The organism is Curtobacterium sp. PhB170 (assembly GCF_003752345.1).
Lineage (GTDB): Bacteria > Actinomycetota > Actinomycetes > Actinomycetales > Microbacteriaceae > Curtobacterium.
Genome location: NZ_RJUM01000009.1, coordinates 483,156 through 506,359, shown reverse-complemented (window position 1 = coordinate 506,359; position 23,204 = coordinate 483,156). Strand labels below are relative to the sequence as shown.

Annotated in this window: 21 protein-coding genes; 9 read left to right on the top strand and 12 right to left on the bottom strand. The window is 70.4% G+C overall.

Annotated features, from left to right (window positions below):
• Positions 1 to 55: 55 nt before the first annotated feature.
• Genes EDF40_RS06590 through EDF40_RS06580 form a run of 3 tightly spaced genes read right to left on the bottom strand, consistent with a single transcriptional unit; the run spans position 56 to position 1,472 of the window.
• On the bottom strand, positions 56 to 520 hold the full coding sequence (locus tag EDF40_RS06590; RefSeq protein ID WP_123338690.1) for a hypothetical protein: 465 nt from the start codon (positions 518 to 520) through the stop codon (positions 56 to 58).
• Complete coding sequence (locus tag EDF40_RS06585) at positions 517 to 816, bottom strand: biopolymer transporter Tol (protein WP_123339026.1); 300 nt, start codon at positions 814 to 816, stop codon at positions 517 to 519. Before EDF40_RS06585 ends, EDF40_RS06590 begins: the two co-directional genes overlap by 4 nt.
• A gap of 17 nt (positions 817 to 833) precedes the next feature.
• Entirely contained in the window at positions 834 to 1,472 is a 639-nt protein-coding gene (locus EDF40_RS06580; RefSeq protein ID WP_123338691.1) for a TetR/AcrR family transcriptional regulator, read from the bottom strand.
• Positions 1,473 to 1,564: 92 nt separating this feature from the next.
• Between EDF40_RS06580 and EDF40_RS06575 the strand changes: the two genes are divergently transcribed.
• On the top strand, positions 1,565 to 1,912 hold the full coding sequence (locus tag EDF40_RS06575) for a DoxX family protein (RefSeq protein WP_123338692.1): 348 nt from the start codon (positions 1,565 to 1,567) through the stop codon (positions 1,910 to 1,912).
• A 22-nt stretch (positions 1,913 to 1,934) separates the two neighbouring features.
• Here EDF40_RS06575 and EDF40_RS06570 read toward each other — a convergent pair whose 3' ends face one another.
• Both EDF40_RS06570 and EDF40_RS06565 read right to left on the bottom strand, forming a co-directional pair.
• Complete coding sequence (locus EDF40_RS06570; protein WP_123338693.1) at positions 1,935 to 3,035, bottom strand: SDR family oxidoreductase; 1,101 nt, start codon at positions 3,033 to 3,035, stop codon at positions 1,935 to 1,937.
• 37 nt (positions 3,036 to 3,072) lie between these two features.
• A complete protein-coding gene (locus EDF40_RS06565; RefSeq protein ID WP_123338694.1) occupies positions 3,073 to 3,471 on the bottom strand; it encodes a DUF3253 domain-containing protein in 399 nt (132 codons plus the stop codon).
• An 81-nt stretch (positions 3,472 to 3,552) separates the two neighbouring features.
• On the opposite strand from EDF40_RS06565, the gene EDF40_RS06560 reads away from it, so the two are divergent.
• A complete protein-coding gene (locus EDF40_RS06560) occupies positions 3,553 to 4,890 on the top strand; it encodes an alpha-amylase family glycosyl hydrolase (protein ID WP_260212513.1) in 1,338 nt (445 codons plus the stop codon).
• Between the two features lie 79 nt (positions 4,891 to 4,969).
• Here the strand turns inward: EDF40_RS06560 and mmsB are convergent, their stop codons facing one another.
• The 3 genes from mmsB to chvE form a co-directional block, all read right to left on the bottom strand.
• Positions 4,970 to 6,151 (bottom strand): multiple monosaccharide ABC transporter permease, encoded by a 1,182-nt coding sequence (gene mmsB, locus EDF40_RS06555; RefSeq protein WP_111086259.1) that lies wholly within the window; start codon positions 6,149 to 6,151, stop codon positions 4,970 to 4,972.
• Positions 6,138 to 7,688, bottom strand: coding sequence for a multiple monosaccharide ABC transporter ATP-binding protein (gene mmsA, locus EDF40_RS06550; RefSeq protein WP_123338695.1), 1,551 nt, complete (start codon positions 7,686 to 7,688; stop codon positions 6,138 to 6,140). The genes mmsB and mmsA overlap by 14 nt, the downstream gene beginning before the upstream one ends.
• 102 nt (positions 7,689 to 7,790) lie before the next feature.
• Entirely contained in the window at positions 7,791 to 8,921 is a 1,131-nt protein-coding gene (chvE, locus tag EDF40_RS06545) for a multiple monosaccharide ABC transporter substrate-binding protein (protein ID WP_123338696.1), read from the bottom strand.
• A gap of 181 nt (positions 8,922 to 9,102) precedes the next feature.
• Here chvE and EDF40_RS06540 point away from each other — a divergent pair, with 181 nt between their 5' ends.
• Entirely contained in the window at positions 9,103 to 10,152 is a 1,050-nt protein-coding gene (locus EDF40_RS06540; protein ID WP_123338697.1) for a substrate-binding domain-containing protein, read from the top strand.
• Between the two features lie 187 nt (positions 10,153 to 10,339).
• Here the strand turns inward: EDF40_RS06540 and EDF40_RS06535 are convergent, their stop codons facing one another.
• From EDF40_RS06535 to EDF40_RS06520, 4 genes are read right to left on the bottom strand one after another with little or no spacing between them, the layout of a single operon-like run.
• A complete protein-coding gene (locus EDF40_RS06535; protein ID WP_123338698.1) occupies positions 10,340 to 11,293 on the bottom strand; it encodes a carbohydrate ABC transporter permease in 954 nt (317 codons plus the stop codon).
• 3 nt (positions 11,294 to 11,296) lie between these two features.
• Entirely contained in the window at positions 11,297 to 12,265 is a 969-nt protein-coding gene (locus EDF40_RS06530) for a carbohydrate ABC transporter permease (protein ID WP_123338699.1), read from the bottom strand.
• Between the two features lie 34 nt (positions 12,266 to 12,299).
• Complete coding sequence (locus EDF40_RS06525; RefSeq protein WP_123338700.1) at positions 12,300 to 13,607, bottom strand: sugar ABC transporter substrate-binding protein; 1,308 nt, start codon at positions 13,605 to 13,607, stop codon at positions 12,300 to 12,302.
• 4 nt (positions 13,608 to 13,611) lie between these two features.
• Positions 13,612 to 15,603 (bottom strand): glycoside hydrolase family 127 protein, encoded by a 1,992-nt coding sequence (locus EDF40_RS06520; protein ID WP_123338701.1) that lies wholly within the window; start codon positions 15,601 to 15,603, stop codon positions 13,612 to 13,614.
• 147 nt (positions 15,604 to 15,750) lie between these two features.
• On the opposite strand from EDF40_RS06520, the gene EDF40_RS06515 reads away from it, so the two are divergent.
• The 6 genes from EDF40_RS06515 (at position 15,751) to EDF40_RS06490 (ending at position 22,891) form a co-directional block, all read left to right on the top strand.
• A complete protein-coding gene (locus EDF40_RS06515) occupies positions 15,751 to 16,764 on the top strand; it encodes a LacI family DNA-binding transcriptional regulator (RefSeq protein WP_123338702.1) in 1,014 nt (337 codons plus the stop codon).
• A gap of 519 nt (positions 16,765 to 17,283) precedes the next feature.
• Entirely contained in the window at positions 17,284 to 19,059 is a 1,776-nt protein-coding gene (locus tag EDF40_RS06510) for a xylulokinase (protein WP_123338703.1), read from the top strand.
• Positions 19,056 to 19,766: an L-ribulose-5-phosphate 4-epimerase gene (locus tag EDF40_RS06505; RefSeq protein ID WP_123338704.1), complete on the top strand. Its 711-nt coding sequence runs from the start codon at positions 19,056 to 19,058 to the stop codon at positions 19,764 to 19,766. The genes EDF40_RS06510 and EDF40_RS06505 overlap by 4 nt, the downstream gene beginning before the upstream one ends.
• On the top strand, positions 19,763 to 21,319 hold the full coding sequence (araA, locus tag EDF40_RS06500; protein ID WP_123338705.1) for an L-arabinose isomerase: 1,557 nt from the start codon (positions 19,763 to 19,765) through the stop codon (positions 21,317 to 21,319). Before EDF40_RS06505 ends, araA begins: the two co-directional genes overlap by 4 nt.
• A 26-nt stretch (positions 21,320 to 21,345) precedes the next feature.
• Positions 21,346 to 22,611 (top strand): D-arabinono-1,4-lactone oxidase, encoded by a 1,266-nt coding sequence (locus EDF40_RS06495; protein WP_311316754.1) that lies wholly within the window; start codon positions 21,346 to 21,348, stop codon positions 22,609 to 22,611.
• A 13-nt stretch (positions 22,612 to 22,624) separates the two neighbouring features.
• Positions 22,625 to 22,891: a DUF2510 domain-containing protein gene (locus EDF40_RS06490; protein ID WP_311316766.1), complete on the top strand. Its 267-nt coding sequence runs from the start codon at positions 22,625 to 22,627 to the stop codon at positions 22,889 to 22,891.
• Positions 22,892 to 23,204 lie beyond the last annotated feature (313 nt).

The window sequence follows — 23,204 nt, the reverse complement described above, 5'->3', positions numbered from 1 at the left end:
TACCGGGTCGGAACTTTCGACCAGGTACGCCCGATTTCGCTTCCCACCGCGGGCGTCATGGGACGTTTCGGACTTCGTGAGTCGCTGCCCACGCCCGCACCTCGAGGAGCGCCTCGCGTCGCCAGCGCCAGAGCGGAGCGAACCTCGTGCCGTCGTCCTCCCATGCACGGGTCAGCAGCCAGATCTGCCGTCGGTGGTCGACCCCGCGATCGTCGCGCCACTCGACGTACGCGTCGTCGAGCACCGCGGTGACGCCCGCACGCGGTGCGGTCCACGACGACAAGAAGCCGGAGTACCGGAGGGTTTCGTCGGACAGGTACACGGCGACGCGTCGGAGCCTGGCCGTGGCCCAGGTCCCGCCGGCGATGAAGGCGACACCGAGGACGAAGACGAACACCCGCGCAGATGCTCCGGGCACGAAGGCCACGCTCGCGAGTGCGACTCCTGTCCCGATCATCACCGGGCCGAACACGATGAGGTTCAGGATGCGGTCCAGGCGCGGCGGACGGATCGTCGTCACGGCAGAGCGTCCAGGTCGGCGAGTGCTCGCTCGGCATCGGCGATCCGATCGGCCTCGGGGCGCGTCCACCACTCCGGACCCCGTTCGCCGAGCCCGTGCTTGGCGAGGCCGTTCCGGTGCCGGGCCGCGGCCAGGGCGTCGTCGTCGCCCACGCGCTTGGCCTGCTTGACGGCGTTCCGCCCACGACCGAGGTGGCTCCGGAGCGCCGCCGCGACGTCCCCGGGCAGCGCGGGGTCGGTGCGGCGCCATCGTCGCCCGTTGACGACGAAGAAGTGGTCGTCGGCTTCGGCGGTCATGGTCCGAGCGTGCCAGGTCATGCCTGGTGGCGCTCCGCCAGGGCTCGTCGGACCTGGTCACCGCGCAGGGGGCGTCCGGCCAGCACGCCGCGCGGGACGTCCGTCGCCCGGAACCCGTCGAGCACCAGGTCCACCCAGCGTCGGTACGCCTCGGGCGCGACCCGGCCGAACGTGCGGATCGTCTCCGCGATCGAGAGCTGCAGGAGTGCGACGTCGGCCAGGGTGGCGTCGGCGCGGATGACCGCGGCCGCCTGTCCGGCTGTGAAGAGGGCGTCGATCCCGTCCTGCACGGCGATGCGGAGCCGGAGGAGTTCCGGAGCGTCGCGGTAGTCGGTGGTCATGAGTTCGCTGAAGCCGGTGCGGCGGGCCTCGATCGCCGCCGTCTCGCGGACGAAGGTCGCGAAGCCCTCCCACGGGTCCGAGGCGGACAACTCGCAGCAGTGCTCGACGAGGTCGAGCACCTCGTGCATCGGCTCGACCAGGACGGCTTCCCACAGCGCCGCGCGGGTCGGGAAGTGCCGGTACAGGGTCGCGTTGCCGAGTCCCGCTGCGACCGCGATCGGTTCCAGTGCAGCCTGGAGGCCGTGGTCGGTGAACGCGGACCGGGCCGCGTCGACGAGCGCCTGACGGTTCCGGGCGACGTCTCGGCGGGTCATGCACCGAGCCTAGATCGCGTGGCCGGGAATACGGGGAGCAGTCCCCGGTTTGAAACGGGGACAACCATCCGTTTCACCACCTGGAGTTCCCCGTGCACATCGCTGCCGTCGTCCTGTCCCTCGTCCTCGCCGTGGCCCTGCTCGGCTCGGGCGTCATGAAACTCGTCCGCAACCCGAAGATCGTCGCCTCGATGCAGGGCGTCCACGTCACCCCCTCGCAGATGACGGTCCTCGGGGTGCTCGAGGTCGCCGCTGCCGCCGGGCTCGTCATCGGCATCTGGTGGGTGCCGCTCGCCATCGCCGCGGCCATCGGCGCGGTGGTGTACTTCGTCGGCGCCGTGGTGGCGCACCTCCGAGCGCACGACAAGGACCTGCAGGGCGCCGTCGTCCTGCTGGTGCTCTCGGTCGCGACGCTCGTGGTGCTCCTGCTCGCGCTGTAGCCCGCTGTTCCGGGCCGACGGCTCAGGGGATGAGGCGGTCGGCCCGGTAGCGCGCGAAGAGGTCGGCGAACGCGCGTTCGGTCCGTCGGAAGGCCGTGAACCCGGCCTCGCGGCTCTTCCCCATGTCGGTGACGACCTCCATCGCGCGACCGAGGTCGGCGTCGGTGTGCCACCACGAGGCGAGCCGTGTGATGTCCGCCTCGGCCAGACCGTGTCGCTCGGCGATGCCGGCCCACTCCGACTCGTACGGCGCCATCTGCTGCTCGAGCGGACGCGGCTCGTCCTGGTACCCGACCACGCGCGCCGGGTCGACGCCGAGGTGTGCAGCCAGGCGCGGCCACATCCAGCGCCACCGGAAGACGTCGCCGTTCACGATGTTGAAGGCCTCGTCGGCACCCTCGGGTGCGGTCGCCGCCCAGACCATCTGCTCGGCGAGGATCCCCGCCTCGGTCATGTCGGTCAGGCCGTTCCACTGCGCCTCGCTGCCCGGGAACACGAAGTCCAGGTCGAGCTCCTTCGCCAGGGTGGCCTGCACCGCGATCGTCAGGCCCATGTTCATCGCGTTGCCGACAGCGTGCCCGATCACGGTGTGCGAGCGGTGCACCGACCACGTGAAGCCCTGGCGCTCAGCGGCGGCGAAGAGTTCGTCCTCCTGCGCGTAGTAGAAGTTCGGGGTGTCCAGGCGGGGCTCTTCCTCGTGGAAGGGCGTGTCCGGCATCTCGCCCGCGGCGTAGGCCTCGAACGGGCCGAGGTAGTGCTTGAGCCCGGTCACCAGCGCGACGTGCGCCAGTGGAGCGTGCGCGAGTGCGGCGAGCAGGTCGCGGACCATGCCGCCGTTCACGCGGATGTTCTCGGCTTCGGTCTCCTGGCGCTGCCACGCGGTGAAGAACACGTGCGTGGGACGTTCGTCGGCCAGGGCGGCGCCGAGGCTGTCGGGATCGCGGAGGTCCGCGGCGACGGTCCGGACGTCCTGCTGGGGGAGCGGACGGCGGGACAGCGCGGTCACGTCCCAGCCGAGGTCGAGCAGGTGGCTCACCAGGGCAGAGCCGGTGATGCCGCTCGCGCCCACGACGAGGGCTCGGGGCTGGACGGAGGTCGGTTCGGTCGATCCGGTTGCAGTCATCCCCATCCCCAACCGAGGTTGGACGACACGTGTTCCCTCACCGCGTGCGACGGATGCGGATCGGACCCTTCGCTGTCGACGGGTCCACCACGGAGCCGCCCTGGGTGATCTCGACCTCGCCGCGCGCCATCATGCGCTGGGCCGCTCGCCGGGCGGGCTCCATGAGCGGGCGCCAGTCGTCCGGATCGAGCGACCGCGCCACCTCGGACGGGCAGATGCTCGAGGTGCGTGCCCGTGCGGCGAGCAGTTCGTCGATGCGCTGTTCGAGTGCCAGGTCCGTCGGGTCGACCCCGTGGCGACGGCAGGCACGGGAGCACCACTTGGCCTCGGGCGCCGCCGTCGACGGCATCCGACGGCCGCACGACGCACAGGTCCGCTCGGCCTGTGCCGACTCCGACGCCGCAGCGTCCGCTTCCGTCCTGATCGCACGTCCCATGCCCACATCCTCGTCCTGCCGTCCCTGTCCGTTCCCAGCACGGGAGCGCCCAGCACAGGCGCGGCTGGCAGCATCGGAGCGGTGAGCACCGACACCGCACCGATCCGTCCACCCGAGCCCGCCTGGGTCCCGCACGTCATGTGGTGGCACGTGTACCCGCTCGGGTTCGTCGGGGCGGACGTCCGCCCGGGGGTGCCGGTCGAGGAGCGCGCCGTCGAGCACCGTCTCGGCCGCATCGAACCCTGGCTCGGCCACGTGGTGGACCTCGGCCTGAACGGCCTGGTACTCGGGCCGGTGTTCGCGAGCTCCACCCATGGCTACGACACGGTGGACCACTTCCGGATCGACCCACGGCTCGGCGACGACGCCGACTTCGACCGCCTGGTGTCCGCGGCGCACGAGCGGGGGATCCGGGTCCTGCTCGACGGTGTCTTCAACCACGTCGGCCGTGAGCACCCGGCGTTCCGGGCGCTCGGAGAAGCAGGACCGGATGCGGCGACCGCTGGCCTGTTCGCGATCGACTGGTCGAGGTGGTCGCCGGGGCAGCCGGTACCCGTCGGGTTGTTCGAGGGACACGACATCCTCGTGGCGCTGGACCACGACAACCGAGCGACCGAGGACCTCGTCGTGCAGATCATGACGCACTGGCTGGAGCGCGGGATCGACGGCTGGCGCCTCGATGCGGCGTACGCGGTGCCACCGGCGTTTTGGGCGAGGGTGCTGCCGCGGGTGCGCGAGCGGTTCCCGGACGCGTGGTTCAGCGGCGAGGTGATCCACGGCGACGCGGCGGCGATCGCGCGGGAGTCGACGATGGACTCGTTGACGCAGTACGAACTGTGGCAGGGCATCTGGCACGGCATCGCGGACGGCAACGGCCACGAACTGGCGCACGCGATCGAGCGGCACGACGCCCTGCTCGAGACGTTCGCCCCGACGACCTTCATCGGCAACCACGACGTCACCCGCATCGCGAGCGCGGTGGGGGAGCAGTTCGCCGGGCACGCGGCCGCGGTGTTGTTCACCGTCGCTGGCACCCCGATCGTCTACGCGGGCGACGAGTACGGCTGGACCGGGGTGAAGGAGGAACGCGAGGGCGGTGACGACGCGGTCCGACCGGAGTTCCCGGACACACCACCCGCAGCGGGGGACCTGACGCACGCGTACGAAGCCCTGATCGCCCTGCGCCGCCGCAACCCGTGGTTGCACCGGGCGCACACCGACGTCGTGCACCTGACGAACACGGCGGTCGTCCTGCGGACCGCGACGTCGGACGCGGCCGTGGTGACCGCCCTGAACCTGTCGGCCGATCCCGTCGAGGTGCCCGCGGCGGATGCGACGCAGGTGGAGGCGGGCGGTGCCGACCTGGGGAACGGAACCCTGCGCCTCCCGGCCAGGGGGTGGGCGGTCCTGTCCCGCTGACGCACGAAAGCGACAGAAGTGCGCGGATGTTCCGCAGCACTCTGTCGCTTTCGCGAGGGCGGGGATGACCCCGGACGCCCTACTTGCGCGCGGCAGCCGCCCGACGCTTGTTGAACACGTCGAACGCGACGGCGGCGAGCAGGACCAAGCCCTTGATGAGCGACTGGTACTCGGTGCCGACGCCGAGGATCGACATGCCGTTGTTCAGCAGACCGATGATGAGACCACCGACGATGGCGCCGGGCACCGTGCCGATGCCGCCGGTGACCGCTGCGCCACCGATGAACACCGCGGCGATGGCGTCGAGCTCGAAGCCGTTGCCCGCACCGGGTGCCGCCAGGTTGAGCTGGCCGGTGAAGACCACGCCGGCCAGCGCCGAGATGACACCCATGTTGACGAAGAGCATGAACGTGACGCGCTTGGTCTTCACGCCGGACAGCTGCGCGGCCAGGGCGTTGCCGCCGATGGCGTAGACGTGGCGGCCGAACACCGCGCTCCGCATGATGACCGAGTAGATCACCACGAGTGCGCCGAGGATGACGAGCACGATCGGGGTGCCGTTGTAGCTCGCGAGCAGCAGGGCCACGTAGACGACGAGCACGACGCCGAAGACGAGCTTCACGATGAACCAGGCGAACGGTTCGCTCTCGAGCTGGTACTTGCGGCGGGTGGCCCGGCCGCGGAACGCCGTGACCGCCATGACGGCCGCGGCGGCGAAGCCGAGGATCATCGTGAGCGGCTCGTACCCGGTGGTGCCGAACGACGGCAGGAAGCCGGAACCGAGGGCACGGAACCCGTCCGGGAACGGCGAGATCTGCTGGTTGTGCAGCACGATCTGCGCCGCACCGCGGAAGGCGAGCATGCCAGCCAGGGTGACGATGAACGCCGGGATCCCGAAGTAGGCGATCCAGAACCCCTGCCAGGCACCGACGAGCGCTCCGACGACGAGGCACAGCACGACGGCGATCGGCCACGGGATGTGCCACTGCGTGATCATCACGCCGGCCATGGCGCCGGTGAAGGCGACGACCGACCCGACGGACAGGTCGATGTGCCCGGCGATGATGACCATCACCATGCCGATGGCGAGGATGAGGATGTAGCTGTTCTGGACGATCAGGTTCGAGACGTTGATCGGGGCCAGGGTGATGCCGTTGGTCGTCACCTGGAAGAAGACGACGATGACGATCAGCGCGATGAACAGGCCGATCTGTCGGAGCTGCCCGGTGAGGTAGCCGGCGGCGGACTTAAGCGCGTTCATTGACAGGGGTCTCCCGTTCCTGGGTCATGTACTGCATGAGGACCTCTGGGGTGGCCTCGGAGCGGGGCACATCGGCGGTGATGGTGCCCTCGGAGAGTGTGTAGATGCGGTCGCAGATGCCGAGGAGCTCCGGGAGCTCCGAGGAGATCACGATGACCCCCTTGCCCTGGTCCGCGAGGCTGTTGATGATCGTGTAGATCTCGTACTTCGCACCGACGTCGATGCCGCGGGTGGGCTCGTCGAGGATGAGCACGTCCGGGTCGGTGTACATCCACTTCGACAGGACGACCTTCTGCTGGTTGCCGCCGGAGAGCTTGCCCGTGATGACGTCGACGTTCGGTGCCTTGATGTTGAGGTTCTTCAGGAACTGCCCGGCGACCGTGGTCTCCTCGGACGCGTTCACGAAGCCCCAGCTGGCGAGCTTGCCGAGCGCCGACCCGGAGATGTTCCGTTTGATGTCGTCGATCAGGTTCAGGCCGTAGCGCTTGCGGTCCTCGGTGACGTACGCGATGCCGTGGTCGATCGCCTGCGACACCGTGTGGGTCTTGATCGGCTCGCCGCGCTTGTAGACGGTGCCGCTGATGCCGGATCCGTACGACCGGCCGAACACGCTCATCGCGAGTTCGGTCCGCCCGGCGCCCATGAGTCCGGCGATGCCGACGATCTCGCCGGCGCGCACGTTCAGGTCGACCTGGTGGATGATCTCGCGCGATCCGTCGAGCGGGTGGTGGACCGTCCAGTCCTCGATCCGCAAGAGCTCCTCGCCGATCTTCGGTTCGTGCTCGGGGTACCGGTTCGACAGGTCGCGGCCGACCATCCCGCGGATGATGCGGTCTTCGGAGACGTCGTCGGCGTGCATGTCGAGCGTCTCGATGGTCTTGCCGTCACGGATGATCGTGACCTTGTCGGCGATCGCCTTGATCTCGTTGAGCTTGTGGCTGATGATGATCGCCGTCATGCCCTCGGCCTGCAGCGAGCGGATGAGCTCGAGCAGGTGCGCGGAGTCGTCGTCGTTCAGGGCGGCGGTGGGCTCGTCGAGGATGAGGAGCTTGACCTTCTTCGACAGTGCCTTCGCGATCTCGACGAGCTGCTGCTTGCCGACACCGATGTCCACGATCTTCGTGACCGGGTTGTCCTTGAGACCGACGCGCTGCAGGAGCTCGGCGGCTGCCAGGTTCGTCTTGTTCCAGTCGATGAAGCCGCCCTTGGACCGCTCGTTGCCGAGGAAGATGTTCTCGGCGATCGACAGGAACGGGCTCAGTGCGAGCTCCTGGTGGATGATGACGACGCCGGCTGCTTCGGAACCGTTGATGTCGTGGAACGCGACGGGCGACCCGTCGAGCAGGATCTCGCCCTCGAAGGAGCCGTGCGGGTAGACGCCCGACAACACCTTCATGAGGGTCGACTTGCCGGCGCCGTTCTCGCCGCAGATGGCGTGGACCTGGCCACGCTCGACCTCGATCGAGACGCCCTGCAGGGCCTTCACGCCGGGGAACGTCTTGGTGATGTCACGCATCTCGAGGATCGTGTCCGTCACGTCGACCGCCTTCCGTGGTGCGCGCCGTGGCGCGCGGATGGGGCGGACGGGAGGCACGGGGCGGGGTCGACCCGTGCCTCCTGTCCGACAGGTGGGTTGCGACTACTTCAGGTCGGCTTCGGTGTAGTAACCCGAGTCGACGAGGACTTCCTTGTAGTTGTCCTTGGTGACGACCGTCGGCTGGAACAGGAAGGTCGGGACGACCTTGACCTTGTTGTCGTAGCTCTTCGTGTCGTTGACCTCGGGCTTGTCACCGGTGAGCAGGTCCTCGGCCATGGTGACCGACTGCTTGGCGAGCTTGCGGGTGTCCTTGTAGATGGTCGAGTACTGCTGACCGGCGATGATCGACTTGACCGAGGCCGCCTCGGCGTCCTGGCCCGTCACGATCGGCAGCGGACGGTCGCTGGTGCCGTAGCCGGCACCCTGCAGCGCCGAGATGATGCCGATCGAGATGCCGTCGTACGGCGAGAGCACGCCGTCGAGCGTGGTGCCGCCCGAGTACGACTTCGCGACCAGGTTCTGCATGCGGGCCTTGGCGGTCGCCGGGTCCCACTGCTGCGTGGCGGCCTGCGAGAGCTGGTCCTGACCCGACTGGATCTTCAGCGTGCCGTCATCGAGGTACGGCTTGAGGGTCTTCATGGCGCCGTTGAAGAAGAAGCTGGCGTTGTTGTCGTCGAGCGAGCCGGCGAAGACCTCGATGTTGAACGGGCCCTTCTCGCCGGTCTTCTCGCCCTTGTCGTCGAGGACGCCGAGGCCGGTGAGCAGGCTCGTCGCCTGGTCGACGCCGACCTTCTCGTTGTCGAACGACACGTAGTAGTCGACGTTCTTGTTGCCCGTCAGCAGGCGGTCGTAGGAGATCACCTTGATGCCGGCCTTGGCGGCGGCGTCGAGCTGGTCGGAGAGGGCTCCGCCGTCGATCGACGCGATGATGAGGACCTTCGCGCCCTTCGTGATCATGTTGCTGACCTGCTGGGCCTGCTGCTGGACCTTGTTGTCGCCGTACTCGAGGTCGACCTTGTAACCGGCCTTCTCGAGGTCGCTCTTGACGGCGTCGCCGTCCTTGATCCAGCGTTCCGAGACCTTGGTCGGCATGGCGACGCCGACGAGGGCGCCCTTGTTGTCGCTGCTGCTGCCGCCGCCGTCGGTGGACGCGCGGCCACCGGCCGAGCAGCCGGCGAGTGCGATCGCGATGCCGAGGGCTGCAACGCCCGCGATGATCCTGCGCTTCGTCATCGAAGTACCTCTGTTCCTCTCGCGTCGTCCTCGACGCGCTCAGGTGCCGGGGCTGCTGTGCCCCGAGGGATGTGCTCGTGTGAGCGCTCACATACTGGGGCTTTCGTAACGGGGTGTCAACTCGGCGTGACCGTTTCGCGATCTTGCCGCGCGGGCCGGACTGCGCGGTACGGTTGGCGTCGTGACGACCACGACCGCCCCAGGGGGCACGGGCGGCAAACGCCGGAAGGCTCCGACGATCTTCGACGTCGCCGAGCGCGCGGGCGTCTCCCACCAGACCGTCTCGCGCGTGATCAACGGCGACCCGACGGTCCGCGACGCCTTCCGCACGCAGGTCACCGACGCCGTCCACGACCTCGGCTACCGGCCCCGCGCCGCAGCCCGCGCACTCGCCGGGGGGCGGAGCCGCGCGCTCGGCATCATCACCGCCGGCGACGCGCTCTACGGCCCGTCGAGCACCGCGATCGGCTTCGAACGTGCGGCCCGGTCGGCCGGGTACCACGTGCTGCTCTCGACCCTGCCCGAGGACCCGACGCCGTCCGACCTGTCCGGTGCACTCACGACGCTGCTCGCGCAGGACGTCGCCGCGATCGTGCTCGTCGCCGCCGACAACCGGGTGCTCGACGCCCTCGGATCACTCACCGTGCCGGTCACCGTGCCCGTCGTCGTGTCGAACGCCGTGCAGCGCGACGCCGTGCGGACCCCGGCGGCGTCGACCGTCGCCGCCGTCGCGATCGACCAGGCCGCCGGGACGTCGCTCGTGATGGAACACCTGTTCGGGCGCGGGTACCGGCGGATCGTGCACATCGCCGGCCCGCCCGTCTCGCAGGAGTCCGAGGTGCGTCGCGCCACGTACGTCCGGATCATGCAGGACGCCGGCCTCGAGCCCGTCGTGCTCGACGGCGACTGGACCCCGGGGAGCGGGTTCGCGGCCGCACGGCACATCGACGTGACGGCCGTCGACGCGGTGTTCGCCGGCAACGACCAGATGGCGCTCGGGGTGCTCCACGCCTTCGCCGACGAGGGCCTGCGCGTGCCCGACGACATCGCGGTGGTCGGGTTCGACGACGTGCCCGAGGCCGCGCACTTCACGCCGCCGCTGACCACCGTGCGGCAGGACTTCCGGGCGATGGGGGAGCGGGTGCTCGACACCGTGCGGGCCCTGGTCGAGGGCGAGCCGCTCGACGAGACGCTGCTGGCGCCCGAACTCGTGGTGCGCCGGTCGGCGTAGCTCGCACGGTGCGGTGTTGAGCGGCCGGTGCGAGGTTGGTCGCTCGGTGCAGCGCTACAACCCCGCATCGAGCGGGCAACCCCGCACCGGCCGATGGGCGGCGCACGGTGCGAGGTCGTGGCCGTCCCGCACCGAGCGGGCAACCCCGCACGGTGCGAGCGGGCCCGGCCCCGAGCCGACCCGACCGTCAGCCCTTCAGCGCACCCGACGACAGGCCTGCGACGTAGAACCGCTGCAGTCCGACGTAGAGCGCGATGCACGGGATCATCGCCACCACCGACCCGGCGACGAGGTTGCCGTACGACACCTGCCCGTACGCCCCGGTCTGCAGGTTGAGCAGCGCCACCGGCAGCGTGTAGAGCGAGTCCTTCGTCAGGAAGGTCAGCGCCCCGAGGAACTCCGTCCACGACGCCAGGAACGCGTACAGCGCAGCGGTGGCCGCACCGGGCAGCAGGAGCGGGCGGAGCACCGACACGACGACCCGGAAGCGTGAGGCCCCGTCGACGAACGCCGAGTCCTCGAGCTCGGTCGGGATCGACTCGAACGCGTTCCGCATCACGAACACCCCGAACGGCAGGTTCACGGTCGTGTAGAACAGCACGAGCCCGAGCAGCGAGTTCGTGAGCTTCATGGCGTTCATCTCGAGGTACAGCGGGGTGAGGATCGCCTGGAACGGCACCATCATCGTCAGCAGCACCAGGCCGAACACGATGCCCGACCCGCGGAACCGGAAGCGGGCGAACCCGTACCCGGCCATCGTGGCGATCACCGCGGTCAGCACAGCGGTGGCGATCGACACGATCAACGAGTTGAACACGCCGGTCAGCAGGTGCGACGACGAGCTGAAGACGGCCGCGAAGTTCTGCCAGCCGAGCTGGAAGAAGGTCGCGGGGTCGGCGGCCTGCGTGATGACGGCCTCGGACTGGAACGCCCGCAGGATCGACCACAGCAGTGGGACACCGAACACGAGCACCGACCCGACGCCGGCGATCACGTACAGGGTGCGCTTGACGGCGGTGTCGCGGGGGTGCCGGACGCTGCCCTGGTGGTGGCGCCGGCGGCGTCCGTCGCCGGTGGTGGTCAGCGTGCGGGTGGACAGGTCCGGCGCCGCGATGCCGGCACGGGAGGTCGTGGTGCTCATGGCTCAGTCCTTCTCTCGCAGTGCCCAGAACTGGAACACCGTGACGGCGGCGATGACGACGACCAGGGCGATCGACTCGGCGGTCGCGGCGCCGAGCTGCAGGTTGACGAAGCCACGGTTGTAGATCGCGTTGACGATCGTCGTGGTCTCGGTCCCCGGCCCGCCCTGGGTCAGGATGTAGAACTGGTTGAACGCGAGCAGCGAGCCGATCACCGAGATGATGGCGCTGAGGGCGATGGTCGACCGGATCATCGGCAGGGTGATGAGCCGTTCGGTCTGCCACCACGACGCACCCTCGAGCTGGGCCGACTCGTACACCTCGTCGGGGATGCCCTGCATGGCCGACATCAGGAGCACCATCGTCAGGCCGGACACCGCCCAGACCACGAGCACGCAGATGAGCAGCGTGGCGAGGGGGCCGTTGACGAGCCAGGCGGTGCTGCCGTCGGTGATCCCGAGCCAGCGGAGCACCATGTTGACGGCTCCGGAGTTCGGCTGCGCCTCGAGCACGAGCATGAACGACAGCGTGGTCAGGCCGACGACGTACGGCAGGAAGAACACCGTCCGCAGCAGGGTGCTGCCCCGTCGCCGTGCCCGGATGAGCACCGCCAGGAAGTAGCCGAGCACCAGGATCGGCACTGTCACGATCGCGGTGTACAGCAGCGTGTACCCGATGGCGTGCACGAACGTCGGGTCCTGGAACAGGGTCAGGTAGTTCTGCAGCCCGATGAACCGGTACGGGCCGATCAGGGGCCAGTTCGTGAACGAGATGTAGAGCGCGAACACGAGCGGGGCGAGGACGAACACCGCGACGAAGACGATCGCCGGGGTGACGAGCACGGCGCCCGCGCGCGGCGGGTGGGTGAGCGCCCCGCGGGACGGACCCGAGCGGCCCGAGCGGCCCGGACGGCCAGCGCCGCGCCCGACGGTCGGGCGGCCGGCGCCGGTCCGTCGGTTGGAGATGGTGGTCATGTCTGCACCTCTCTGTGCAACGAGCGAGCGACGGTCAGGCCTGGACCTGGTCGAGGATGCGGGTGTAGTCCGCCTGCGCCGTCTTCATCGCGGCAGCGGTGCCCGAGCCGAACACGGCCTCGCGGAACATCGCGAAGTACGGTGACGACGGCTGGTTGTTGAGCAGGTTGTACGCCAGGGTCTGCGGCGCGTAGCCCTTGTCGATGGCGTCGAGCGGGCCGAACGCCAACGGGAACCGCTTCCGGTACTCGGGCGTCGCAGCGTCGGAGCGGGTGGGGAAGTACCCGCCGTCGGGCAGGGCCTGCTGTTGCTGCAGGCCGTTCGCGTACTGCATGAACGCCCAGCCGCCGGACGGGTTCGCCGCCCCGTTCGGGATGCACATGTTGTCGCCGCCGTCGAAGAACGACCGCTGGCCGTCCCACGACGGGATGAGCACCGTCTGCATCTTCGCCCGCATCGCCTTGGTGGCCGCGGGCACGGTGGCGCCGTAGGAGGTCGGGAAGATCCCGACCTTGCCGGCCCGGAAGTCCGCGCCCCACGTGGTGCCGGCGTCCGAGTACGTCGCCTTCGACAGCGCGCCGTCCTTCCAGAGCTGCCGGTAGAACTCGAGCATCCGTTCCAGCGCTTCGTTGCCGGTGATGTTCGCCGTCTGGGAGCCGACCTCGCCGGACATCATGTCGACTCCGGTCGCCCAGACGTGCGGCTGGGTGACGAAGCCGATGATGCCGGCGGCGTTGCCGGAGATCGACCACCCGTAGACGTCGTCGTCGAGCTTCCGGATGGCCTTCGCCGCGTCGAGCAGCGTGGAGAGGTCCTTCGTCGACTCCTCGACGTCGAGCCCGGCCCGGTCGAACAGCTCGGTGTTGACGAACAGCTGCGAGTTGTCCGCCAGGTAGGGCAGCCCGTAGTACCGGTCGCGGTACTCGAGCAGCCGCAGGTGCCCCGGCGAGATCGCGTCGAAGTAGTCGAGGCCCTTGACGACGTCGGTCAGGTCGGCGAACGCCTCGCGGAAGATGAACAGCTGCGAGTTGATGTCGTCGATGTCCACGACGTCCGGCGGCTCACCACCGCGGATGGCCGTTGCGAGCTTCGTCACGTACTGACCGTCCGGCACCGGGGTCAGCTCGACCTGCAGCTTCGGGTTCGCCTTGTTGAACCCGGCCACGGCCGAGGTCAGTCCGGCCTGGGTCGCGGACCGGCACCAGACGTGCACGGTGCCGGTCGCGTCCTTCCCGAAGCTCGCCACCTTCGCGTCGACCTTGGGCAGGGTGCCGGAGCACCCTGCCAGGGCGAGTGCTGCGCCGCCGGCGACACCGCCGACCAGGAACGCTCTGCGGTCCATCAGATCACCGCGCCAGCGGGAGCCACACGCGCATCGGCGCCGCGCCCCGGTTCGCCCAGGCGTAGTAGGGAACCGCTGTCGCGGTGACCGACGGGAGGCCCGTGGTGGCGTTCTCGGAACCGGCCACGTCGCCGACGTTGGTCGCGTCGAGAGCGTTCGTCGCGCCTCCCGGCCCGTCCAGCCGCTGGTACGGCCACGATGCCTGCTCGTGTCCGGCCGGGGCGTGTCCGGGCACGCGCAGCGTGACGATGCCGTCGAGCAGGTCGTCGCGACGTTCCTCGGTGATCGGTGCGACCGCGTCGACCGTCAGGTCGTCGACCGTGAAGCCCTGCTGGTCCGCCTGCTCCACGGCGTACACGAGGGGGCCGCGCTCGATGGCGACCTGACCGCGGGCGGCGTCGATGCGGGTGTCGGCCACGTACCGGTGCGGCGTCGTGTCGAAGACGAGCTCGACGGTGTCCCCTGCGGACCAGTGCCGGTCGACGACGTGCAGCGTGCCCGGCTCCGGGTGCGCGGTACCGTCCGGTCCCTGCACCGTCGTCGTGTCCGACCAGACCGGGATCCGCAGGCCGAGGGCGAGCGGGCCGTCCTCGGTGACCGTGACGACCACGCGGCCGTCGTGCGGGTACCCGGTCTCGACCGACACCGGCCCGAGGTCCGCGGTCGCGTACTGGTGGATCTGCAGGCCGCCGTCGGTCGCGGTCGCCAGGTAGCCGTCCAGGCTCGCGAACGTGCGCATGATGTTGGGCGGGCAGCAGGCGCAGTCGAACCAGCCGCGGCGCCCGTGAGCGGGGGAGCGGTTCTCGTCCTGGTGCGCGTGGTCCCGCTGCTGCAGGGGGTTCACGTAGAAGTACTCGGTGCCCGCCAGGCTCACGCCGGCCAGGAACGCGTTGTAGAGCAGGCGCTCGATCGCGTCGGCGTAGACCGGCTTGCCGGTGGCGAGCAGCAGGCGCCACGCCCACTGGACACCGCCGATGGCGGCGCAGGTCTCGGCGTAGCCACGGTCGGTCGGCAGCTCGTAGGGGTCGCCGAACGCCTCCCAGTCCCAGCGCGCCCCGAGGCCGCCGGTGATGAACGCCTTCGTCGCCATCATGTCGGCGAACTGCGTCTCGCTCGCGGCCAGCAGCTCGGTGTCGCCGGTCTCGATCGCGACGTCGACGGCGCCGGCTGCCAGGTACACGGCGCGGACGGCGTGGCCCTCGACGGTCGTGGCCTGCCGGCTCGGCACCCGGTCGGAGAAGTACGTCGGCTCGCCGCCGGCGCGCTCGATGATGCCCGTGCCGCGGGCGTCGACGAACCAGTGCGCCAGGTCGAGGTACTCACGGTTGCCGGTCTCGCGGTACAGCTCGACGAGGCCCATCTCGACGACGGGGTGGCCGTCGACGTCGCGGGTCTTCGGCGTGCCGTCCGGTGCGGTCCCGTCGCCGAACGTGCGGACCAGGTGGTCGGCGTTCTTGATCGCGACCTCGAGCAGGCCGGTGTCGCCCGTCGCGCGGTGCTGTGCCACGGCGGCCTGGTACAGGTGCCCGGCGCAGTACATCTCGTGGCTCCACTTGAGGTCCGTGTACCGCTCGCCCTTCCCACGGATCTGCTGCACGGAGTCGAGGTAGCCGTCGTCGGCCTGCGCCTGGGCGTACAGGGCGGTGACCTCGCGCTGCAGTTCGAGCAGGTCCTCGGACGGGGCGCGGCCGTACTCCCACGCCACCGCCTCGAGCCACTTCGTCACGTCCGAGTCCATGAAGATCGGGCCGGTGGCCTCGCCCTCCTCGAGCCCCGCGGCGATGCGCAGGTTCCGGAAGTTGCCGGCGGTCTCGAGCAGGGCGTACCCGCCGCGGACCGCGTCACGGCCGTTGCGCTCCTGCCGGAGTGCCCAGAAGCCGCCGGTGATCCGGGCGTCGCCCGTCGGCAGGGGCCGGAGCGTGAGGTGCGCGTCGGCGGTCGGGAGGACCGGGGTCGCGGTGTGCGCACGGCTGTCGGTCGCGAGCGTGGTGGTCATGTCCCCTCCTTGCGATGTGACGTGATCCGTTTCGGAAAACGGTTTCTGCGGTGGACGTTACGACACTGGTCTTCGCGGCGCAAGAGGGCTGGTGGGTTTTCTGCGTATGCTCATCGTCACGTCCCGCGATCCGGAAAGGAACTTGCCGTGACCCTCGAGCGCACCGGTGCCGACCGCAGCACGCAGCCCGTCCGGATCACCGACGTCGCCGCGCTCGCCGGGGTGTCGATCGGCACGGCGTCGAAGGCGCTCAACGGCACCGGACAGCTCCGCGACTCCACACGGGCACGGGTCAAGGACGCCGCCGAGAAGCTCGGGTTCGTCGGCGACGCCCGGGCCCGTGCGCTGTCCTCCGGCCGGACCTACACGGTCGGCATGATCACCACCGACTCCTTCGGTCGGTTCTCGATCCCGGTGCTCCTCGGTGCCGAGGACGCCCTGTCCGCCGGGCAGATGGCGGTCCTGCTCTGCGACACCCGCGACGACCACGTCCGCGAGGCCCACTACCTCCGCTCCCTCGCAGCCCGCGGCGTCGACGGGATCATCGTGACCGGACGCTCCGCCGACCCGCGACCGCCGATCGACGTGGCGATCCCGGTCGTGTACGCGTTCACGCCGTCGACCTCGGCCGACGACGTGTCGATCACCCTCGACGACTCCGCCGGGTCCGCGCTCGTCGCCGCGCACGTGCTGACGCTCGGGCGGCAGCGGGTCGCCGTCGTCACCGGGCCCGCGCGGCACCGTTCCGCCGAACGTCGGGTGGCGGGAGCGGCCTCCGTGCTCGGGTCACGATTGGTCACGCCGCCGCTGTTCGGCGAGTGGTCGGAGCGGTGGGGGCGCCAGGCCGTCGACGTGCTCGCGCGGCAGTCGCCCGACGTCGACGCGATCGTGTGCGGCAGCGATCAGATCGCCCGCGGCGTGTGCGATCGGCTTCGGGAGCTCGGACGCTCGGTCCCCGAGGACGTCGCCGTCACCGGGTACGACGACTGGGACGTGATGGCGCTCGCCTCGAGGCCGCCGCTGACGACGGTGGACCTGCGGCTCGAGGAGCTCGGGCGCGTGGCCGGGCAGGCGTTGCTCGGTCTGATCGACGGCGGCGCGGCGGCCTCGGCGACGGTCACCCCGGCCCTCGTCATCCGCGAGAGCACCGCCGGCGCGTAGCCCGCGCCGCCGTCCGCCGCGCCCGTCCGCCCGCCCCGCCCGTCCGTCGAGGTTCCGAAATCTCGGCATCTGGGCGGGGACCCGAGCCGTTCGTGGAACCTCGGCGCGATGTCGGCGGCGAGTCGTGGAACCTCGGCGGGGAAGGGTCGGGCGAGTCGTCGCCGCGGAGAGGGCCGTCGGAATGCGCCGAAGGTCGCCGCCCGGAGTTCCCGCTCGGCGCTCGGGGTTCCGAGATTTCGGCATCTGGGCGGGGATCCGGGCCGTTCGTGGAACCTGGGCATGGCGCGGGCGGCGAGTTGTGGACCCTCGGCGGACGTGAGCGGGGTGTCGTGGTCGGGCTCGAGAACGGGTGGTCAGGCTCGAGATCGGGTGGGAACCGGGTGGGAACCGGGCAGAGCCGGGTGTGGTGCGGACGTGCAGCACAGCCGAGCGGGCGGCGCGCCCGGACGTTGCGAGAGTGAGCGCTCACGTGCCAGGATGTGAGCGCTCACGGAGGACGACGGAGTTCTGGAGGAACGCATGGGCGACGACCCCACCCAGCAGGTCGCGAACGGCCGCACGACACTCGGGATCGAGCTCGGCTCCACCCGCATCAAGGCATGCCTGGTGGACGAGGACCTCGTGCCCATCGCCGCCGGCTCCCACGAGTGGGAGAACGAGTTCGTCGACGGCCGCTGGACCTACTCGCTCGACGCCGTCGAGACCGGTCTCCGGGCCGCCTACGCCGCGCTCGTCGCCGACGTCGAAGCGCAGTTCGGCGTGCGTCCGACCACCTTCCGCGCGGTCGGCGTGAGCGCGATGATGCACGGCTACCTGGCGTTCGACGCCGCGGGCGACCTGCTCGTGCCGTTCCGGACCTGGCGGAACACCTCGACCGGGCCCGCGGCCGAACAGCTCAGCGAGGCACTGGCGTTCAACGTGCCGCTCCGCTGGTCGATCGCACACCTGTACCAGGCGGTCCTCGACGAGGAACCGCACGTGGGCGAGGTCGCAGGCATCACGACGCTCGCGGGCTACGTGCACCGACGACTCACCGGACGGAACGTGCTCGGCGTCGGGGATGCCTCCGGGGTGTTCCCGATCGAGGGTGGCCCCGTCGACAGCGGTCCGGGCGACCCCGGCTCCCGCGGATGGGACGAGCACATGCTCGCCACGACGCAGGCCCTGCTCGGCGAGCACGTCCCCGACCTCCGCGCGGTCCTGCCCGAGGTGCTCGTCGCGGGCGAGGAAGCCGGATCGCTCACCCCCGAGGGCGCCGCGTGGCTCGACCCCACCGGCACGCTCGAACCCGGCGCGCCGCTCTGCCCGCCCGAGGGTGACGCCGGCACCGGCATGGTCGCGACGAACGCCGTCGCACCCCGCACCGGCAACGTCAGCGTCGGCACGAGCATCTTCGCGATGGTGGTCCTCGAGCACCCGCTCAGCACCCCGCATGAGGAACTCGACGTCGTGACCACCCCGGCGGGCGACGCCGTGGCGATGGTGCACTGCAACAACGGCGCCAGTGAGATCGCGAGCTGGGCGAAGGTGTTCGGGCGGTTCGCCGAAGCGGCCGGGCAGCCCCTCGACGTCGACACCGTCTACGCGACACTGCTCACCGAATCGATCGCGGACAGCACCGACCTCGACGCCGGCGGCCTGCTCTCGTTCAACTACCTGGCTGGCGAACCCGTCACCCACGTCGAGGACGGCCGGCCCCTGCTGCTCCGCACCCCCGACGCCCGCTTCACCCTGGGCAACCTGGTCCGCTCCGAGGTGCACGGCGCGTTCGCCACCCTGGCGATCGGCATGGACGTGCTGCACGGCGAGCGGGTGCAGGTCGACCGGATGACCGCGCACGGGGGGCTCTTCCGAACGCCCGGTGCCCCGCAGCGACTGCTCGCCGCGGCACTGCGGGTGCCGATCGCCCTCGAGGAGACCGCGGGCGAGGGCGGGGCCTGGGGCATCGCCGTCCTGGCCGCCTACCTCGAGCACACCGACCAGCAGCTCGCCGACTTCCTGTCGGACACCGTCTTCGGCGGGGACGCCGTGCACGTGGCCGAGCCCGAGCCGGCCGACGTCGACGGCTTCCAGACGTACCTCGGCCGGTACCGCGCTGCCCTGCCCGTCCAGGCCGTGGCGGCAGCGGCGACCGGACCCGAGACGACCGGAACCGCTGCCGCAGCGGCGACCGGACCTGAGACGACCGGAACCGGTGCGGCAGCCGCCCCCGGCGCCGACGCGACCACGACCCGAGGCGAGGGGACGGCGGGAGCCGAGCCGCGCCTCCCGGCAGAGCAGGAAGTGACCAGATGACCAGCGCAACCGACCCCGACACCCAGCGGGCCGTCGCGACCACCCGGGAACGCGTCGCCCGCCTGCACGGCGAACTCGTCCGCTACGGGCTGGTGATCTGGACCGGCGGCAACGTCTCCGAGCGCGTGCCCGGCACCGACTTGTTCGTCATCAAGCCGAGCGGCGTCTCGAGCGACGACCTGACCCCCGAGAACCAGGTCGTCTGCACCCTCGACGGCGAGCCGGCCGACGGCTGGGGCAACGAGCACGGACCGAGCTCCGACACCGCCGCGCACGCCCACGTGTACCGGAACATGCCCGAGGTCGGCGGTGTCGTGCACACCCACTCGACGTACGCGACGGCGTGGGCCGCACGAGCGGAACCCATCCCGTGCGTGATCACCGCGATGGCGGACGAGTTCGGCGGGCCGATCCCGGTCGGCCCGTTCGCGATCATCGGTGACGACTCGATCGGCCACGGCATCGTCGAGACGCTGACCGGCCACCGATCCCGCGCGGTCCTCATGCAGAACCACGGCGTCTTCACCATCGGCAAGGACGCCAAGGACGCCGTCAAGGCCGCCGTGATGTGCGAGGACGTCGCCCGCACCGTGCACATCGCGAAGCAGGGCGGGGACGTGGTCCCGATCGCGCAAGCAGACATCGATCGACTCTTCGATCGCTACCAGAACGTCTACGGACAGAACCCCGAAGGAGCCATGCGATGACGCAGGACACCCCGACGCACGACACCCCGACGCACGACACCACCGTCGACCCCCAGGCCACGCTCGACGGCTACGAGGTCTGGTTCCTCACCGGCTCCCAGGGGCTGTACGGCGAGGAGACGCTGCGCCAGGTCGAGGAGCAGAGCAAGGCCGTGCACGCCGAACTGGCCGGCGCGCTGCCGGTCAAGCTCGTCTGGAAGCCGGTCCTGAAGGACGCCGACGGCATCCGCCGCGCCCTGATCGAGGCGAGCGCCGACGACAAGGTCATCGGTGTCACCACCTGGATGCACACCTTCAGCCCCGCGAAGATGTGGATCGGCGGCCTGCAGGCGCTGACGAAGCCGCTGCTGCACCTGCACACGCAGGCGAACGTCACGCTGCCGTGGGCGGACATCGACTTCGACTTCATGAACCTCAACCAGGCCGCGCACGGCGACCGTGAGTTCGGCTACGCCCTGGCACGCCTCGGTGTCCGGCACGCCACCGCCGTCGGCCACGTCTCGGACCCCCGCGTCCAGCAGCGCGTGTCGAACTGGACCCGCGCCGCAGCCGGCGCCGCAGCCGTCCGCGAGCTGAAGCTCACCCGCTTCGGCGACAACATGCGCTACGTCGCCGTCACCGAGGGCGACAAGACCGAGGCCGAGATCGAGCTCGGCGTGCAGGTCAACACCTGGGCGGTGAACGAGCTGGCAGCGGCCGTGTCCGCCGCGTCGGACCACGAGATCGACGCGCTGCTCGCCACCTACGACGCGTCCTACGACCTCGTACCGGAACTCCAAGAGGGGGGCGAACGCAGGAGCGCGCTCCGCGACGGCGCCGCGATCGAGATCGGCCTCCGCACCCTGCTCGCGCAGAACGGGTCCGCCGCCTTCACCACCAACTTCGAGGACCTCGGCACGCTCAAGCAGCTGCCCGGCCTCGCGGTCCAGCGCCTGATGGCCGACGGTTACGGCTTCGGCGCCGAGGGCGACTGGAAGACGGCCGTCCTGGTCCGTGCGATGAACGTCGCCGGCGCCGGACTGCCCGGTGGTGCGAGCCTGATGGAGGACTACACCTACGACCTCACCCCGGGTGCCGAGAAGATCCTCGGTGCCCACATGCTCGAGGTCTCGCCCACGCTCACCACCACGAAGCCGACGCTGGAGATCCACCCGCTCGGCATCGGCGGCAAGGACGACCCGGTCCGCCTGGTCTTCACGGCCGACTCCGGCGAGGCCGTGGTGGTCGCGCTCTCCGACACCCGCGACGGCTTCCGTCTCACCGCGAACGTCGTCGACGTGGTGCCCCCGACCGAGGCCCTGCCGAAGCTCCCCGTCGGCCGTGCCGTCTGGGAGCCGCGCCCGTCGTTCCCCGTCGCCGCCGAGGCCTGGCTCACCGCCGGCGCCGCCCACCACACCGTGATGACGACGGCCGTCGGTCTGCAGGTGGTCGAGGACCTGGCGACCATGGTCGGCACCGAGTTCCTGGTCATCGACGAGCACACCACCGCCCGCGGCTTCCGCGACGAGCTGCGTCTCCAGCAGACGTGGCACCGTCTCGACCGCGGCTTCTGAGGGACGCGGACCGTACGATGAGCGACGTGATCGCAGAGCAGCGCACGCGGACGAACTGGGCGGGCAACGTCACCTACCGGGCGTCCGGTCTGGCGCGTCCGACGTCGGTGGCCGCGTTGCAGGAACTGGTCGCGTCGACCCCGCGCCTGACGGCGCTCGGCTCACGGCACTCCTTCAACACGATCGCCGACACCGACGCCGTGCAGGTGTCGCTGCAGGACCTGCCGCCGGTGCTCGACATCGACACGTCGCGTCGTGTGGTCCGCGTGGCCGCCGGCATGACGCACAGTCAGGTCGCGGCCGGTCTGGAGGCCCGTGGCTGGGCACTCGGGAACCTCGCGTCCCTGCCGCACATCTCCACGGCCGGGGCCGTCGCCACGGGCACGCACGGCTCCGGCGTGCGCAACCCGTCGCTCGCGCAGGCAGTGGTCGGGCTCGACGTCGTCCGCGCTTCCGGGGCGATCGAGCACGTCGATGCGTCCTCGCCGGACGGGGCCCTCGACGCCCACCGGGTGGCCATCGGTGCGCTCGGTGTCGTCACCACGGTGGAGCTCGCGATCGAGCCGACGTTCGAGGTCGCCACGACGGTGCACCTCGACCTGCCGTGGGACGCGGTGTCCGCCCACTTCGACCAGGTCATGTCCGACGCCTACTCGGTGTCGATGTTCACCTCGTTCGACGACCGCGGTGCCCGGCAGGTCTGGGTGAAGCACCGCGTGGACGAGCCCTCGCCCACCGTCGACCTCGTCGCCCTCGGAGCGCGGCCCGCCACCGGCCCCGTGCACCCGGGGGAGAACGACCCCGCCGGCGTCACCGAGCAGGGCGGCGTCCCCGGGCCGTGGGCCGAGCGGCTGCCGCACTTCCGGTCCTCGTTCACGCCGTCGACCGGTGCCGAGATCCAGGCCGAGTACTTGATCCCGGCAGCGTCGACGGTGTCCGCGCTCGAGGCCCTCCGTCCGCTCGAGTCGGTGTTCGCGCCGATCCTCATCGCCGCCGAGATCCGTACGATCGCGCCCGACACCGCCTGGCTCGCGCCGTCGTCCGGTCGGCAGTCGGTCGGCATCCACTTCACGTTCCGCCGGGACGCCGCTGCCGTGGCGGCCGCGGTGACGCGGATCGAAGAAGCGCTCGCGCCCTTCGACCCGCGGCCGCACTGGGGCAAGGTGTCCGGCGTGAGCGTCGAGCGTCTGCACGAGGCGTACCCGCGGCTGTCGGACTTCGCTGCGGTCGCGCGCGACGTCGACCCCACGGGCCGGTTCCGCAACGCGTACCTGGCGCGCGTCCTGTCCTGACGGGGCGTGCCGCGTGGCGCCACCACTGGGGCGTGCGCGTGACGACACCGGTTCCGGAGCCTCCTCGGAGGCAACGGAGGGGAGCACAGTGACGCTGCCGATCGCCGGGTGGTACCCGGACCCGCAAGACTCGAACCGCACACGGTGGTGGGACGGAGCACGTTGGGGAGCACTCGCACCCCAGCCTGCTGCAACTGTCCCCACGCCACAGTGGGAGCCGGCACTTCGTCGTCCGAGCGGCACAGTTGCTCGCGTGACGACAGGTGTCCCGCACCGTTGAGCGCGATGCGGGACACCCGGGTCCTCAGTCCCTGCGGAACAGGTCGATCAGGAGCCTGACCACGGTCACGAGCAAGCTCGCGATCCCCAGCCAGGGCACCCGACGCCTGGACCGATCATCGGTGTCGTTCGACATCGGTGACCTCCTGGTGTCGTCGCCGGCTGACACGAGGAGCTTCGACCGAGGGATGCGTCGCCGAGCGTGCTCGGCTACCATCGGTTCCGAACGTTCGACTCGGGATGGTTGGTGCATCCCTTGGCTTTCCACTCGGAAGGCGAATCGAAGCCCGGAACTGTTGTCGCAGTCCCGGGCT